The sequence below is a fragment of the Actinomycetospora sp. C-140 genome, from assembly GCF_054796175.1.
On the sequence record NZ_JBTWNF010000003.1, the window covers coordinates 342891 to 358882 of the forward strand.

Here is a 15992-nt window from a genome sequence, read left to right on the forward strand (position 1 = left end):
GCATTACCCGGTCAGGTTCGGCGGTCGGCGGCCCAGGTCCCGTGGGGACCAGCCGCCCTCTCAGCCCGCTGTCCGGCGAGCTCCCGCGAGGTGCCACCGGTGATCCGGTGACGCCCGGACGCTAACCGCGCGCCTCGACGGCCAGCAACCCGTGCTCGGCGTCGACCTGCGCCCGCCACGGTCCTTCGTCGCCGACCACGGTCGCCGCGCCCGCCAGGTGCGCCGTGACCGCGTCGTCGCCGTGGCCCAGCACCCGCGCCAGCCGCGCCAGCACCAGGTCGATCGGCGCGAACGCGAGGATCCCGGTGACGGACAGCCCCCAGCGACCCGCGAAGGGGGCGAGCGCGGCGTACGCCTCCGCCCCGCGCTCGCGGTCACCGAGGCGGGCCGCGACGAGACCCTGCACCGTGAGCAGGCCGCCCCAGCTCCAGTCCCGTGGCACCGGCAGGCCCTGCGCCCACACCGCGCGGGCCTCCTCCTCCCGCCCGGCGTCGAGCAGCGCGAGCGCGAGGAGGTCGTGGACGTACCGGGGGAACGCGGCGTCGATCTCCCGCAGCGCCGGCAGCGTCGGGGCGGTGTCACCGCGGGCGAGCGCGAGCGTGAAGCGGGCGACCTCGACGAGCACGACCGCGTGCGGCACCCCGGCCGCGGCCAGCCGCCCGCCCTCCTCGGCGTAGGTCCGTTCGGCGGCGTCGGTCCGGCCCGCGGTGAGCGCCAGCATCGCGTCGTGCAGGCCGACGAACGCGAGCGTCATCTCCAGCTGCCCGTCGGTGGCCGCGGCGAGCGCGGCGGCGGCCTGGCGGTGGGCCTCGGCGAGGTCGTCGCGGACGACGGCCGCGCAGAACAGCACGTGGTGGGCCTCGGCGCGGTGGTCGGTGTGCCCGCCGGCCCGGGCGACGGCGAGCATCTCCCGTCCGACCGGCTCGATGCGGTCCCACCACTCGGGCTGCGAGTTCACGAGGAAGACGGTGTTGAGCGCGCTGCACTGCAGCCGGGTGTGACCGAGAGCCCGCGCACGCTCCAGCGCCTCGTCGGCGAGGGCCGCGGAGCGGGCGGGCTCGAGGAACTCCACCTCGCGGGCCAGCGCGAGCAGCAGGCCCGTGCGGGTCACGGCGTCGGGGTGCCAGCCGTCGGGCCGGACGGGGTCGAGCAGCTCGTCGAGCACCGGGGCCAGCCGCCCGCCCGTGCCCCGGACGGGCCACGGCATGGGGGCGTCGAGGCTGGTCAGGGCCCGGGCGACGAGGGCCGGGTCGCCGGTCGCGCGCGCCGCCTCGACCGCGGCCCCGCGCTCGGCGTGGGCGTGCTCGCCGGCCCCGGAGGCGGCGAGGGCGGCGACGAGGTCGCACCGCAGCGCCACGACGGCGGGCGCCTCCGGCCCGCCGGCCACCCGGGCCAGCGCGCCCCGGCACAGCGCCACGGCCGCCCGGAACGCGCCGCGGGCCATCGCCGCGTCGGTGGCGGCCGCGACGTGGGCGAGCACGCGCTCCCCGGCGACGCGGTCGCCGGCGGCGAGGGCGTGGTGCGCCAGCTCCCCGGGCCCGGCGCCGTGGCGCTCGAGGACGTCGAGGATCAGCGCGTGGCGGCGGGCCCGACGCAGGCGCGGCACCTCGTCGGCGACGACCTCGCGCCACAGGTCGTGGCTGAAGCGCACCACCCGCGCGCTCTCGTCGTCGACGAGGACGCCGGCGGTGACCGCCGACTCGAGCCCGTCGAGGACGTCGTCCTCGGAGCCCTCGCCCGGCGAGACCTCCGCCTGCACCGCGACCACGACGTCGACCTCCGCCGCGCGCCCGAGCAGCGCCACGTGGGCGAGCACGGCCCGGGAGCGCCCGGGCAGGTCCCGCATGCGGCGGCGCAGCACGTCGCGGACCCCGGCCGGCACCGCGCGGCCCTCCCCGTGCGGTCCGGTCGTCGCCGCGAGCCGGGCGACCTCGCGCACGAACAGCGGGTTGCCGCCGGTCCTGTCGGTCACCGCGGCGGCCGCGGCCGTGTCGGTGCGCAGACCGTGCCGCGCCATCAGCGCGCCGACCGCGTCGACGTCGAGTCCCCCGAGCGCGAGGCGGTCGGCGACGACCGTGGCCAGGGCCGCCCAGGTCGCGGTGAGGGCGGCGGGGTCCTCCTCGGTGCGGTGGGTGCCGACGACGAGCAGCCCCGCGTCCGCGCCGGTCGCCACCATGCGCAGCAGGCGCAGGGTCTCGTCGTCGGCGCGGTGCAGGTCGTCGAGGGTGATCAGCACCGGGGCGCGGCCCGCGAGGGCGTCGAGCACGGCCCGGCCGCGCGCGAAGGGGGTGGCCGGGTCGCCGTCCGCCGGGAGCGCGTGGAGGATCTCGGTCCACGGCCAGGCGACCGGTGCGCCGTCGACCTCGGGGCAGCGCCCGCGCGCCACCGTCCAGCCCTCGGCGGCGCGGCGGTCGGCCAGCGCGTCCACGAGCGTCGTCTTGCCCGAGCCCGCCTCCCCGGCGACGAGCACGAGCTCGACGGCGCCGCCGGCCACGCGCGCCGACGCCGCGTCGAGCCGGGCGAGCTCGGCGTCGCGGCCGAGCGGGGCCTCCGCCGGCGTCCCCGCCGGCGTCCCCGACGGCACCCCCGCCGGCACCCCCGACGGCAGGGGCGCCGGCGCCTCCGGCGTCAGCACCTCGGTCTCCAGGCGGACCAGCGCGGGCCCGGGGTCGAGCCCCAGCTCGTCCCGCAGGCGTGCGCGGGTGCGGCGCAGCAGGTGGAGAGCCTCCGGTGCCCGCCCGCCGCGGTGCAGCGCCGTCGCGAGCAGGCGCACGCCCTCCTCGCGCAGCGGGTGCTCGCGGACGTGACCCTCGAGAGCGGGGACGACGTCGAGGTGGGCGCCGAGGGCGAGCTCGGCGGCGGCGAGGCGTTCGCGCGCGGTGAGGAGGAGCTCGGCGAGGCGCGCGCTCTCGGCCTGCGCCCAGCGCAGGTGCAGGAACTCGGCGTAGGCCGGACCGCGCCAGAGGGCGAGCGCGGTCCGCAGGGTCGCCGCGGCCGCCGCGGGCGGTTCCGCGCGGGCCCGGGCGACGAGCGCCGTGACCCGGGCGGCGTCGAGCGCCTCCGGGTCGTCGAGACGCAGCGCGTAGCCCGGCGGGGCGGAGACGAGCACCCGGGCGGGCGTCCGCGGCGCCCGGGTGGGCTCGAGGGCCCGGCGCAGGTGCGAGACGTGGGCCTGCAGCACGCTGAGCGCTCCGCGGGTGGGCACGCCCTCGGCGAGGTCGTCGAGCAGGCGATCGGTGGCGACGACCTCGCCCGCGGCCAGGGCGAGACGCGCGAGCACCGCGCGCCGTCCCGGCCCGCCGAGGTCCACGGACGCGCCGTCGACGGTCACGGACAGCGGGCCCAGCACCCCGATCGCGACGGTCACCGCGCGCGGCTCCGACGTACCCCCATCGGCCGAGCCTAGGTCGTTCCTCCGGCCCTCGGCACCCTGGACCGGGCGGGTGAGCGGGGTCTCAGGCGTCCGCGAGCTCCGAGGGCACGGCGATGACGTCGACCATCGCGGAGCCCCGCAGGACCGTCACCGGCATCTGCCGCCCGATCGAGGTCGCGAACAGTCGCCGCTGCAGGCCCTGGGCGTCGCTCACCGCCTCCCGGTCGGCGGAGACCACGAGGTCGCCGGCGTGCAGCCCCGCCCGCGCGGCCGGGCTGCCGGGCACCACCTCGGCCACGCGCAGTCCCCGCGGGCGCCCGAGGCGGGCGGCGATGTCGGCCGGCAGCGGCGCCGGGGCCCCGACGAGCCCGAGGTAGCCGCGGCGGACCCGGCCCTCGGCCCGCAGGGTGTCGAGGATGCGGCGCGTGGTCGCCGTGACCGGGACGGCGAGCCCGAGGCCCACCCCGGCGACGGCGGTGTTGATGCCGACGACGCGGCCCGACGCGTCGGCCAGCGCGCCGCCGGAGTTGCCGGGATTCAGCGCGGCGTCGGTCTGGATCACGTCCTCGACGACCCGGCCGGCCTTCCCGCTGCGCACCGGCAGCGCCCGCCCGAGCCCGCTCACGACCCCGGCCGTCACCGAGCCCGCGAGCCCCAGCGGGTTCCCGACGGCCACGACGAGCTGGCCGACCACCAGGCCGCCCGCGTCGCCGAGCTCGAGCGCGGGCGGCGTCGGGTCGGGCGTGACGAGCACGGCGAGGTCGGAGAGCGGGTCGGTGCCGCGCACCGTGACCCGGCCCTCGGTGCCGTCGGCGTAGGCCACGGACCCGTCGCGGTTCCCGGCGACCACGTGCGCGTTCGTCACCAGCACGCCGTGGTCGACGACCACGGCCGACCCGCTGCCCCGCCCCGCGCGCACCGCGGCGACCGACGGGCCCACGGCGGCCGCGACCGTGCTCACGGTGCGGGAGTAGGCGTCGAGCTCGTCCATGCTTCCGTGCTTACACCGTTGCACCAGCCCTGACTGCCGTGTCCGCTGTGGGCGGAACCTCAGTGGCCGAAGGGGTCCGGGTCGACGCCGGGGAGCCAGGAGTGGCCCGGGACGCCCCAGCCGTGGTCGCGGACGGCGCGTTTCGCGGCGCGGCGGTGCCGGCCGACGAGGCGGTCGAGGTAGAGGTGGCCGTCGAGGTGGTCGGTCTCGTGCTGGAGGCAGCGGGCGAGGTAGCCGTGCCCGCTCACGACGATCTCGGCGCCGTCGACGTCGACGCCCCGGACCTCGGCGTACTCGGCGCGCCCGGTCGGGAAGGACTCGCCGGGCACGGACAGGCAGCCCTCGTGGTCGTCGTCGGGGTCGGGCATGGCCTCCGAGGGGGCGCCCACGGTGAGCTCCGGGTTGACCACGACGCCGCGACGGTGCTCGCCGTCGAGCTCGGGATCCGGGCAGTCGTAGACGAAGACACGCCGGTCGTCGCCGATCTGGTTGGCGGCCAGCCCGACGCCGTTGGCGACGTCCATGGTCTCGAAGAGGTCGTCGACGAGGGTCTTCAGGGACTCCCCGCCCAGCTCCTCGGGCGTGACCGGGCGGGTGGGCCGGTGCAGCACCGGCTCACCGACGATGAGGATGGGCCTGACGGTCACGGCGGGCACCGTAGTGCCCCCCGCTCGCGGGTTCTCCACGGCTGGAGTCACCGCGCTGTCGGGGCCTCGTGCTGTAATGGACGGGCCCGAATGACAGGCGTGTCATTCGCGGTCAGCGGGACGCCGTGGTGGGCAGGAGGCGAGCAGCGTGGCGGACGCCGTACGAGCGCATGCCCCGCAGGACGAGCCGTCGGACGGTCTCGACCGTCGCGATCGGGAGATCCTCGCGTTCGAGCGTCAGTGGTGGAAGTACGCGGGCGCCAAGGAGCAGGCGATCCGCGAGCTCTTCGACATGTCCGCCACCCGCTACTACCAGGTGCTCAACGCCCTGGTCGACCGCCCGGAGGCCCTCGCGACCGACCCGATGCTCGTGAAACGCCTGAGGCGCCTGAGGCAGAGCCGGCAGCGCGCCCGTGCGGCGCGTCGCCTCGGTGTAGAGCCTCGTTGATGGTCTCCTGATCCCCGTCGCGGCAGCGATCACCGCCGCTGAGGGGAGCAGGAGATGACAGGGCCCGGGTCCGCCGACGCCTCGCGCATGCGCATCGCGGGCATCGTGCTGCTCGCCGTGGCGGGCGTGGCCGCCGTCATCGGCCTCCTCGCTCTCGGCGGGGAGGGGCCCGCGAGCCCCACGGCCGCGCCCGCGAGCCCCACCGCCGCGCCGCTCCCTGGCGCGAACGGCGCGACACCGACCCCCCCGCCGCCGAACCAGGCCGCCGTCCCCGGAGCCGGACAGCCCGGTGGCCCGGCGCTGGCCCCGGTGCCCGGCGGCGTCCCCGGCGCGGGCGCCGGTGCCCCCGCCGGTGGGGCCGGAGGTGGCGGGCCGCTCGTCGGCGCCCCGATCGTCCCCGGAGACGCCGGCGGCGCTGCCGGCTCGGGCGGCTCGGGCGGTTCCGGCGGCGGCTCCGGAGGGGGCGGCGGAGGCAGCGTGCAGTCCGCGGCCCAGGTCCGGGTGTTCAACAACTCGACCATCCAGGGCCTCGCCGACCGCGCCGCGAGCGAGATGCGCGGGCAGGGCTGGAACGTCGTCGAGGTCGGCAACTACCCGAACGGCGTGATCCCCGAGAGCACCGTCTACTACCGCCCCGGCACCGGCGAGCAGGGCGCCGCCGACGCCATCGCCGGCGAGTTCGGGCTGCGCTCGATGCCTCGCTTCGACGGCATCCAGAACGCCTCGCCCGGCGTCATCGTCATCGCGACCAACAACTGGGGCCAGAACCGCGGCTAGCGGGCGGTGCGCGGCGAGCGTGTGGCGTGACGGACGCCCGGTGTCAGCGGTGGCCCCGCTGACGGTCAGTTCCGGTCCGCGTAGGCCTCGAGCGCCGCGAGCTGGGCCGGGTCGAGCGACGGTCGCACGGCCTCGCGGGCCGTCGCCAGGTCGCTCGCGGTGACCTCGGTGGAGTCCAGCGAGGCGCGCATCGCCGTCAGCGCCGCCTCCCGGATCAGGGCCGCGCAGTCGGCCGCCGAGTAGCGGTCGAGGTCCTCGGCGAGCGCGTCGAGGTCGACGTCGTCGGCGAGCGGGGTGTCCCGGGACGACGCCCGCAGGATGTCCGCGCGGGCCGCGGCGTCCGGTGGCGGCACGTAGACGCGCCGTTCCAGGCGCCCGGGCCGCAGCAGCGCGGGGTCGATGAGCTCGGGGCGGTTGGTGGCACCGAGGACGACGACGTCGCGCAGCGGCTCGGCACCGTCGAGCTCGGTGAGCAGGGCAGCGACGACGCGGTCGGACACCCCGGCGTCCGTGGAGCCGCCCCGCCGGGGCGCGAGGGCGTCGATCTCGTCGAGGAAGACCAGCGCGGGCGCCGCGGCCGCGGCCCGCCGGAACAGCGCCCGCACCGCGCGCTCGGACTCGCCGACGAACTTGTCCAGCACCTCGGCGCCCTTGACGACGAACACGTTCAGCGCGCCGGTGCCCGCCAGCGCCCGCACGAGGAACGTCTTGCCGCACCCCGGCGGGCCGTAGAGCAGCACGCCGCGGGGCGGGTCGACGCCGAGGCGGGCGAACGAGTCCGGGTAGCGCAGCGGCCAGAGCACGGTCTCGGTGAGCGCCTGCTTGGTCTCGACCATGTCGCCGACCCGCTCCAGGGTCAGCCCGCCGGACGACAGCGTCTGCGACCCCGACGACAGCGACGTCGGGCGCACCGACGTCACCGCGCCGAGCAGGTCGTCGGTCTCGAGCGTCGGGTCGCCGTCCGCGTCGGGGCCCACCCGCAGCGCCGCGCGGACCGCGGCCTCCCGCCGCAGGGCGACGAGGTCGCCGGCCACGAACCCGGGCGTCCGCGCGCCGACCGTGTCGAGGTCGACGTCCTTCGCGAGCGGCACGCCGCGCAGGAGCACCCGCAGCAGCTCGGCGCGTTCCCGGTCGCCGGGCGCCGGCAGGGTGAGCTCGCGGTCCACGAGGTCGGCGCCCCGGATGCGGGGGTCGAGCGCCTCGGCCCGCGACGAGGTGACGACGAGCGCGACGCCCGCCGTGTTCGCGGCGCGGCCGAGCGCCTCGAGCACGAGCGTCGACAGCGGCGGCGGGTCGGCCGCCGGCAGGAGCACCTCGGCGTCGGTCACGAGCAGGACCCCGGGGGCGGTCGACATCGCGTCGTCGACGCACTCGCGCACGCGCGCCGCCGCCGCACCCGCCTCGATCGCGGCCGCCGCGGGCCCGTCGAGGCGGACCACACGGGCGCCCGCCGCCGCGGCCACCGAGCGCGCGAGGGTCGTCTTCCCGACGCCCTCGGGGCCGCTGACCAGCACCCCGAGCCGGGCCGCGGCCCCGAGACGTTCGAGGAGCTCGGGCCGGCGGAAGACGAGGTCGAACCACTCGCCGAGGCGCCGGGCGGCGTCGCCGTGCCCGACGAGGTCGCCGACGGCGACGGCGGGCTCGGCCGGGGTCTCCTCCACGGCGGGACGTGCCGCGGCGACCGGGGCGGCGGCCACGCGGGGGGACGTGACGGCCGGCGTCGCGGGGGGTGCGGTGGTGCTCGCCCCGTTGCGCCAGCCGACGACCGTGGTCGGCCCGACGGCGAGGGCGGCGTGCGGCTCGGCGCCCGCGGGCGGGTCGGCGGCGGTGACGGTGACCAGCTCGGTGGTCCACGTGCCACCGAGCGCGGCCGCGAGCCCGCGCCGCGCACCGGCGGCGTCGGCGCCCGGGACCGGGGACAGGTCCTGGGGCAGCAGCGAGAGCGTGTCGCCGGGGAGCAGGACCTTCCCGGTCAGGGCCAGGCGCAGCGTCTCCGGGGCGAGCGCGGCGGTCGCCAGGCGGGATCCGGCCAGCTCCACCTGGCGGGCGAGGACGACGGGCGCCGCGGTGACCCCGACCGTCGAGCCGTCGACCACGCCCGCGTTGACCATCGTCGTCTCGTCGAGCACCGCCGTGCCGGGCCCGGCGGGGTCGGCGGCCGGGGCGACGAGCGCGGCGGTGGTGCGCACGCCGGTGACCCGGACCGCGTCCCAGGACTGCAGCCCGAGCGCGGTGATCACCTCGGGATGCAGGCGCACGACGCCGCGGCGCGCGTCGCCCGCGGACGTGCCCAGGCGGGCCAGGAGGTCGACGCCGGTCGGGGCGCTCACGGGCGGTCGTCCCGCGGTCGGTCCTCGCGCGGTCGGTCCTCGCGCGGCCGGTCGTCGCGCTGGCGGCGCAGCCCGAGCCGTCGCGACCCGCGGGGGCGCGGGCGGCCGTCACCGAGCCTGTCCGCGGGGCGGCGGCCGTTGCGGTCGCCGGTGCGGCCGCCGGCGCGTTCGGGGGACCGGTCGGCGGGACCGGTCGGCGGGCCCGGCGGGGGCAGCGGCGCGGTCGGCTCGCCCATCTCGCCGGCGCGCCGGTCCCGGTCGCGGCCGATGTTGCGGGCGGCGGTGCCGGCCCGGGCGGCGGCGCCGGCGACGCGGCGGCGCAGGTTGCGCCGGGGCGGGGCCAGGCCCAGCCGGCGGTGGGCGCGGCGGACCGCGCGGCGCTGGCGCGGCGGCACGTGCCACACCTCGGGGTGCCGCCCCAGCCAGCGATACCGGCTGACCGCCCAGGGGATGTGCACCAGGTAGACCCCCACGGCGACGGCGTAGACGACGAAGGGGAACGTCACGAGCGCCGCCGCGGCGAACGCCACCGCGACGAGCAGGGGCGCCACGAATCGCGACGGCACGCGGACGCTCTTGAGCGACGCGGTCGGCACGCGGCTGATCATCAGGGTGCCGACGAGGACGGTCCACACCGCGACGACCGCGGGCAACGACCAGAAGCCCGGACCGAGCTGGATCTCGAGGGCGAGGGGCGCCAGGGCGACGAGCGCGCCGGCCGGGGAGGGGACGCCGACGAAGAACTCGCCGGCGTAGGGCGGCGCCTCGTCGTCGTCGGAGAGCGTGTTGAAGCGGGCCAGACGCAGCGCCGCGGACACGACCATGACGAGCGCGACCACCCACCCGATGCGGATGTCGTGCAGCGTCCAGAGGAAGAGGATCAGCGCGGGCGAGACGCCGAAGGACACGCAGTCCGACAGCGAGTCGAGCTCGGCGCCCATGCGGCTCGTCGCGTCGAGCAGGCGGGCGAGTCGGCCGTCGAGCGCGTCGAACACCGCCGCGAGCGCGATCGCGGCGAGGGCCGCGACGCGGTTGTCCGAGATCATGAACTGCACGCCGGAGAGCCCGGAGCACAGCGCCAGCACCGTCACCGCGTTGGGCAGGAGCCGCACCCCGCGGCCCCCGCCGCGTCCCGCCGCGGTCTCGGGCGTCATCGTGTCCCAGTTTCGCCCGGAATGGGCAGATCGGCCAGCACCGTCTCCCCGCCGACGGCCCGCTGCCCGGGTTCGACGTGGATGGTGCTGCCCGGGGGCAGCAGCAGGTCGACGCGGGAACCGAAGCGGATGAGGCCGTAGACGTCGCCCGCGCGGACCTCGTCGCCGGGGGCCGCGTCGCAGACGATCCGCCGCGCGACGAGCCCCGCGATCTGCAGGACGGCGAGGTCGTGGCCCTCGGTGCCGTGCACCCACATCGCGGTGCGGGCGTTGGTGTCGCTCGCGGCCGGGAGGTCGGCGGACAGGTAGCTGCCGGGGCGGTGCTCGACCGCCCGGACCTGGCCGTCGACCGGGACCCGCTGCACGTGCACGTCGTAGACCGAGAGGAAGACGCTCACGCGCGGGCGCGGCCCGGGCGGCAGGCCACGGGCGACGAGGTCCTCGGGCGGCTCGGCGGTGTCGACGAGGCTCACGGTGCCGTCGGCCGGGGCGACGGCGATGCCGGCGCGGCGCGGCGTGGTGCGGTGCGGTGCGCGGAAGAACGCGGCGACGCCCGCCGTCACGGCGAGACCGCCGAGCGTCCCCCGCCCGCGCAGCGCGCGCAGGCCGAGGGCCGCGGCGGCCACCGCGCCGATCACGGGAGCGCCGCCGGGGTGCAGCGGAGGAAGGGTCTCGCGGACGAGGGCGAGCGCGTGGCGCACGGTGCCGCCGGGCGGACCGTCGTGACGACCCGGAGCCTGCGTGGGGGAGTGGTCGGCCTGGACCATCGTCGGTGCGGTTCCCTCTTCTCGACGGCGCGCGCGGGCAACCTATCGGCCGGACCGTGTGGGCGACGAGGTGGGAAGGACCGGGATGGGGCCGGGGCCGCCAACCCCCGAGTCGGCGACCCCGGCCGGGAACCGCTCGTCCGCTCCCCAGCGACAAGCGGTTGGTCCTGTGAGAGGCCCACCCGGGGAGGTGCTCTGCGGGCGCGTTGCGTCGCCCCATGACACCTGTCACACATGGTGCCCGATGACGCGCGAGGGCGGAAGCCCGGGTCGCCCCAACGGCGCAACGGGGCCGCTCGACAGGACGGACATCGGGGCCTCGATCGGGCCGTGAGGGGCTCCATCGAGCCCCTCGGGCATCACCCGTCCAGGAGCCAGACCTCGACGGACTCCCCGGCCTCGACCCGGGTCACGTCCTCGTCGACGACGACCAGGCAGTCGGCGTGGGCGAGCGCGGCGAGCAGGTGCGACCCGGCCGCACCGACCGGCGCCACCGTCCCCGCGACCGCGTCGATCCGGCCGCGCCGGAACTGCCGGCGCCCGGCCGGGGACGTCAGCGCCTCGGCGACGCGTGCCCGCACCCGCGGGCGCTCCGGCTGCGGATGGCCGAGCACCCGGCGCAGGACGGGACGCACGAAGACCTCGAACGACACGAGCGAGCTCACCGGGTTGCCGGGCAGCGTCACGACCGCGACGTCGCCCGTCGGGCCGCGGTGGTGCCCGACGCCCTGGGGCATCCCCGGCTGCATCGCGACCTTGCCGAAGGTGACGCCGCGCCCCGAGAAGGCGTCCTTCACGACCTCGTACGCCCCGGCGCTGACGCCGCCGGAGGTGAGGACGAGGTCGACCGGGTCGTCGGACCGGGCCGCCAGCGCCTCGTCGAGGGTGCGGGTGAACTGCTCGACGTCGTCGGGGACGAAGCGCAGCAGCTCGCCACGCGCGCCCGCGTCGTCGACCGCCGCCGCGAGCATCGGCCCGTTCGACTCGTGGATCTGGCCGTGGCGCAGGGGCTCGCCCGGCGCCACGAGCTCCGAGCCGGTGGAGAGCACGAGCACGCGCGGGCGCCGCCGCACCGCGAGCGAGCCGGCCCCGACGGCGGCGGCCAGGCCGATCTGGGCGGGACCGAGGAGCGTGCCGGCCGTCAGCACCACCTGCCCGGGCGTGACGTCCTCGCCGGCGCCGCGCACGTTCTGGCCGGCGTCGACGGCCCGGTCGACGCGCACCTGCTCGGTGCCGGCGTCGGTCCACTCGACCTGCACCACCGCGTCGGCGCCCTCCGGCATCGCCGCGCCGGTCATGATCCGGTGGGCGGTGCCCGGCGCCAGCGGCGGCCCGTCGGTGCGCCCGGCCGGGACGTCGGCGGCGACCGGGAGCTCGGCGGGGACGCCGGTGAGGTCGGCGCTGCGCACGGCGTACCCGTCCATCGCGGAGTTGGCGAACGGCGGCAGCGCGTGCGGCGAGACGAGGTCGTCGGCGAGCACCCGACCCCGCGCCGCGGCGAGGGGGACGGTCTCGGCGGGCATCGGGGCGAGCAGGGCGGCGACCGCCGCGGCGTGCTCGGCGACCGGCCGCATCGCCGACGGGTCCCCGTGGTCGTGCCCGTGACCCTCTGCCTGGCCGTGCCCGTGTCCCGTCACGGCGGGCATCGTGCCGCCCGCCGGTCCCGCGCGCATCGGAGCCCTCGGCGGACGTCTCGGGCGGTCGATCGTCACCGGGTCGCCGATCTCGTGAGGCCGCCGCGTTCCGCCCCGATCCGGGTGATGTGCGGCGTTAGGGTTCCCGCGTGGGTGACCGGAGCGCGCAGGACCTGACCGGGCAGCGGCTCGGTCACTTCCGCGTCGACGGTGTCATCGGGCGCGGCGGCATGAGCGTCCTCTACCGCGCCACGGACACCCGGCTCGGCCGCCGCGTCGCGCTGAAGGTCATCGACGAGGCGCTCGCCGCCGACCGCGAGTTCCGCGAGCGCTTCGTCGACGAGGCCCGCAACACCTCCGCGGTCGACCACGCCCACGTCGTCCCGCTCTACGACTTCGACGAGACCGACGGCCACCTCTACATCGCCATGCGGCACGTCGAGGGGCCCGACCTCGCGAGCGTCATCGACGGCAGGCCGCTGACGGTGGCGCGCACGCTGCGGCTGCTCGGCCAGGTCGCCGACGCGCTGGACGCGGTGCACGCGCGCGGTCTGGTGCACCTCGACGTCAAGCCGGCCAACGTGCTGGTGACGACGCGGGAGTCGGCGGGCGAGCACGTCTACCTCGCCGACTTCGGCCTCACCCGCCGCGGCGCGACCGGTCACCGCACCTCCGGCGGCGACTTCCTCGGCTCGCCCACCTACGCCGCCCCCGAGCACCTGCGCGGCGAGCCCGTCGACGCCCGCACCGACGTCTACTCGCTGACCTGCGTCCTCTTCACGTGCCTGACGGGCCGGGCGCCCTACCTGGGTTCGGTCACCGAGGTCATCGACGGCCACCTGGCGGGCGACGTCCCGTCGGCCGCCGACCTCGCCGGGCTCGACCCGCGCATCGACGACGTCGTCCACCGCGGCATGGACCCGGACCGGCCGCGCCGCCACGAGTCCGCGAGCGCGGTCGTCGAGGCCGCCCGCGGCGCCCTCACCGGCCCGGCCCTCGCCCCCCTCGTCGGGCCGGGCCCCGCGACGGGTGTGCCCTCGGGGCCGTTCGCGGCGCCCGGGTCCGGGGCGACCGGACGGACCGGACGGCCCGGACGCCCGGTGGGGCGGGCGCCGGGGGCGCCGCGACGCCCGGTGCCGCCGGTGCCACCGGCCGGTCCGGTGCCGCCGGCCCCTCCGGCGCCGCGCGTCGGCCCGGTGGCGCCCGTGGCCCCGGTGAGCGGGTCCTCCCCACCCTCCCCGGTGCCGCCCGTCGGCGCCGTCACGCCGGCCGGCGGGGTGCCGGTCGAGCCGCGCGGCCCGTCGCCGCAGCACGCCGATCCGCCCTCCGCCGCCGCGCCCGGCGCGGAGGAGCGCGCCGGGGAGACGTCCGGGTCGACGAGCAACGGGACGAGCGCTCCGCCTGCTGCCGTGCGCGGGCCCGGGACGCCGCCGACGACGCCGCCACGGGGGGTCGACGGGGCGGGAGTCTCCGCGGACCCGGCCGCTCCTCGGAGACCCGGTGCGCCGGGTCCGCCACCCGGTCCTCCGCCGTCGGGCCCGTTCCCCGCACCCACGGTGAGGCCGTCCGGACCGTTCCCGACGCCGTCGGGGCCGTTCCCCGCGCCCGGACCGCCGACCGGACCGCAGGCCGGCCCTCCGCCCGGTCCGCTGACGCGCTCGTCGGTCGCGCCGCCCATGCGCCTGCGCGACCCGATGCCGCCCGACCGCGACGGCTCCTTCGAGCGGAACGCCGGCGGCGTCTCCGCGCGGGTGATCCTGATCATCGCCGGGGTGGCCGCCGTGGTGCTGATCGTCCTGCTCGTGCTGCTGCTGGGCTGAGCGGCACCGGGGGGCCGACACCCCGGTGGGGGTTCGGTTGCACTCCCCTGACCCGAGTGCCAACATGGATTTGGCACTCGGTATCGTCGAGTGCCAGGTCGGGACGGTGAGGCCGGCGGTCTGGATGCCGGTCGTCCGTCGCGGGCACCGCGCCTGGCCGAGCACACGTGTCTCTCATCGGAGGACCACCCGCATGGCCAAGATGATCGCGTTCGACGAGGAGGCCCGCCGCGGCCTCGAGCGGGGCATGAACAGCCTCGCGGACGCCGTGAAGGTGACCCTCGGCCCCCGCGGCCGGAACGTCGTCCTGGAGAAGAAGTGGGGCGCGCCCACGATCACCAACGACGGCGTCTCGATCGCGAAGGAGATCGAGCTCGAGGACGCCTGGGAGAAGATCGGCGCCGAGCTCGTCAAGGAAGTCGCGAAGAAGACCGACGACGTCGCCGGTGACGGCACGACCACCGCGACCGTCCTCGCCCAGGCCCTGGTGCGCGAGGGTCTGCGCAACGTGGCCGCCGGTGCCAACCCGATGTCGCTGAAGAAGGGCATCGAGAAGGCCACCGAGGCCGTCTCGCAGCAGCTCCTGAAGTCGGCCAAGGAGGTCGAGACCAAGGAGCAGATCGCCGCCACCGCGTCGATCTCCGCCGGCGACGCCCAGATCGGCGAGCTCATCGCCGAGGCGATGGACAAGGTCGGCAAGGAAGGCGTCATCACCGTCGAGGAGTCGCAGACCTTCGGGCTCGAGCTCGAGCTCACCGAGGGCATGCGCTTCGACAAGGGCTACATCTCGCCCTACTTCGTCACCGACCAGGACCGGATGGAGGCGGAGCTCGATGACCCCTACATCCTGCTCATGTCCTCGAAGATCTCGTCGGTGAAGGACCTCCTCCCGCTGCTGGAGAAGGTCATGCAGTCCGGCAAGCCGCTGGCGATCATCTCGGAGGACGTCGAGGGCGAGGCCCTGGCCACCCTGGTCGTCAACAAGATCCGCGGCACCTTCAAGTCGGTCGCCGTCAAGGCCCCCGGCTTCGGTGACCGCCGCAAGGCGATGCTGGCCGACATGGCCATCCTCACCGGCGGCGAGGTCATCTCGGAGGAGGTCGGCCTCAAGCTCGACACCGCCGACCTCAGCCTGCTGGGCCGCGCCCGCAAGGTCACCGTCTCCAAGGACGAGACCACGATCGTCGACGGCGCCGGTGCCGCCGACCAGATCCAGGGCCGCGTGCAGCAGATCCGCTCCGAGATCGAGCGCAGCGACTCCGACTACGACCGCGAGAAGCTCCAGGAGCGTCTCGCCAAGCTGGCCGGTGGCGTCGCGGTGATCCGCGCCGGTGCCGCCACCGAGGTCGAGCTCAAGGAGCGCAAGCACCGCATCGAGGACGCGGTCCGCAACGCCAAGGCCGCGGTCGAGGAGGGCATCGTCGCCGGCGGTGGCGTCGCCCTGCTGCAGGCCTCGGTCGGCGACGTCTTCTCGGGCCTCGGGCTCGACGGGGACGAGGCCACCGGCGCCAACATCGTGCGCACCGCGCTCGAGGCGCCGCTGAAGCAGATCGCCCACAACGCCGGCCACGAGCCCGGCGTCGTGGCCGAGAAGGTCCGCGGCCTGAACACCGGTGAGGGCCTCGACGCCGCCACCGGCGAGTACAAGGACCTGATCGCGGCCGGCATCATCGACCCGGCCAAGGTCACCCGCTCGGCGCTGCAGAACGCCGCGTCGATCGCCGCGCTGTTCCTGACCACGGAGGCCGTGGTCGCGGACAAGCCGGAGAAGGCCGGCGCCGGCGCCGGTGCTGACCCGACCGGCGGCATGGGCGGCATGGACTTCTGATCCACCGCTGGCCAGCAGCGAAGGGCCGCATCCCCTCGGGGTGCGGCCCTTCGTCGTTCGCGGGAACCGGTGCGCGGACGAAGATCTGGAGTTGGTGAGCGAATGCTCCGGTGAGCGGAGCGTCCGCTCACCAACCCCAGATCTTGCTGCGGGCGGCCGCCGACCCGGGCGTGTGCCGAGATCACGGGCACCTGGTCCACCGGCGGCGCGCCGTCGAGGTGCA

11 protein-coding genes are annotated in these 15992 nt (G+C 77.0%); 4 read left to right on the plus strand and 7 right to left on the minus strand.

Annotated elements, in window-relative coordinates:
• Positions 1-121 precede the first annotated feature (121 nt).
• The 3 genes from ACR9E3_RS07320 to ACR9E3_RS07330 all read right to left on the minus strand — a co-directional run bounded on the left by ACR9E3_RS07320 (position 122) and on the right by ACR9E3_RS07330 (position 5011).
• Positions 122-3367 carry a BTAD domain-containing putative transcriptional regulator gene (locus ACR9E3_RS07320; protein ID WP_460379538.1) on the minus strand — a complete coding sequence of 1082 codons (3246 nt, stop codon included), beginning with the start codon at positions 3365-3367 and terminating at the stop codon, positions 122-124.
• A gap of 88 nt (positions 3368-3455) precedes the next feature.
• Positions 3456-4364: a S1C family serine protease gene (locus tag ACR9E3_RS07325; protein WP_460379540.1), complete on the minus strand. Its 909-nt coding sequence runs from the start codon at positions 4362-4364 to the stop codon at positions 3456-3458.
• 59 nt (positions 4365-4423) lie between these two features.
• Complete coding sequence (locus ACR9E3_RS07330; RefSeq protein ID WP_460379542.1) at positions 4424-5011, minus strand: peptide deformylase; 588 nt, start codon at positions 5009-5011, stop codon at positions 4424-4426.
• A 148-nt stretch (positions 5012-5159) separates the two neighbouring features.
• Between ACR9E3_RS07330 and ACR9E3_RS07335 the strand changes: the two genes are divergently transcribed.
• The gene (locus ACR9E3_RS07335) at positions 5160-5459 is read left to right on the plus strand and encodes a DUF3263 domain-containing protein (RefSeq protein ID WP_460379544.1); all 300 of its coding nucleotides are present in this window, start codon (positions 5160-5162) and stop codon (positions 5457-5459) included.
• A 54-nt stretch (positions 5460-5513) separates the two neighbouring features.
• Complete coding sequence (locus ACR9E3_RS07340) at positions 5514-6236, plus strand: LytR C-terminal domain-containing protein (protein WP_460379546.1); 723 nt, start codon at positions 5514-5516, stop codon at positions 6234-6236.
• Between the two features lie 65 nt (positions 6237-6301).
• Here the strand turns inward: ACR9E3_RS07340 and ACR9E3_RS07345 are convergent, their stop codons facing one another.
• The 4 genes from ACR9E3_RS07345 to moeA all read right to left on the minus strand — a co-directional run bounded on the left by ACR9E3_RS07345 (position 6302) and on the right by moeA (position 12061).
• Positions 6302-8566 (minus strand): AAA family ATPase, encoded by a 2265-nt coding sequence (locus tag ACR9E3_RS07345; RefSeq protein WP_460379548.1) that lies wholly within the window; start codon positions 8564-8566, stop codon positions 6302-6304.
• A complete protein-coding gene (locus tag ACR9E3_RS07350) occupies positions 8563-9720 on the minus strand; it encodes a CDP-alcohol phosphatidyltransferase family protein (RefSeq protein ID WP_460379550.1) in 1158 nt (385 codons plus the stop codon). Before ACR9E3_RS07350 ends, ACR9E3_RS07345 begins: the two co-directional genes overlap by 4 nt.
• The gene (locus ACR9E3_RS07355) at positions 9717-10487 is read right to left on the minus strand and encodes a phosphatidylserine decarboxylase (protein ID WP_460379552.1); all 771 of its coding nucleotides are present in this window, start codon (positions 10485-10487) and stop codon (positions 9717-9719) included. The genes ACR9E3_RS07350 and ACR9E3_RS07355 overlap by 4 nt, the downstream gene beginning before the upstream one ends.
• 359 nt (positions 10488-10846) lie before the next feature.
• Positions 10847-12061 (minus strand): molybdopterin molybdotransferase MoeA, encoded by a 1215-nt coding sequence (gene moeA / locus ACR9E3_RS07360; protein ID WP_460379668.1) that lies wholly within the window; start codon positions 12059-12061, stop codon positions 10847-10849.
• 209 nt (positions 12062-12270) lie between these two features.
• Between moeA and ACR9E3_RS07365 the strand changes: the two genes are divergently transcribed.
• Positions 12271-13941 (plus strand): serine/threonine-protein kinase, encoded by a 1671-nt coding sequence (locus ACR9E3_RS07365; RefSeq protein ID WP_460379554.1) that lies wholly within the window; start codon positions 12271-12273, stop codon positions 13939-13941.
• Between the two features lie 193 nt (positions 13942-14134).
• A complete protein-coding gene (groL, locus tag ACR9E3_RS07370; RefSeq protein WP_460379556.1) occupies positions 14135-15769 on the plus strand; it encodes a chaperonin GroEL in 1635 nt (544 codons plus the stop codon).
• Positions 15770-15992: the final 223 nt, after the last annotated feature.

What these genes read in the sequence shown, in the direction of transcription:
- ACR9E3_RS07325 (WP_460379540.1), bottom strand. Translation starts at nt 4,364, where the DNA reads ATGGACGAGCTCGACGCCTACTCCCGCACCGTGAGCACGGTCGCGGCC.
- ACR9E3_RS07340 (WP_460379546.1), top strand. Translation starts at nt 5,514, where the DNA reads ATGACAGGGCCCGGGTCCGCCGACGCCTCGCGCATGCGCATCGCGGGC.
- ACR9E3_RS07350 (WP_460379550.1), bottom strand. Translation starts at nt 9,720, where the DNA reads ATGACGCCCGAGACCGCGGCGGGACGCGGCGGGGGCCGCGGGGTGCGG.
- ACR9E3_RS07355 (WP_460379552.1), bottom strand. Translation starts at nt 10,487, where the DNA reads ATGGTCCAGGCCGACCACTCCCCCACGCAGGCTCCGGGTCGTCACGAC.
- moeA (WP_460379668.1), bottom strand. Translation starts at nt 12,061, where the DNA reads ATGCGGCCGGTCGCCGAGCACGCCGCGGCGGTCGCCGCCCTGCTCGCC.
- groL (WP_460379556.1), top strand. Translation starts at nt 14,135, where the DNA reads ATGGCCAAGATGATCGCGTTCGACGAGGAGGCCCGCCGCGGCCTCGAG.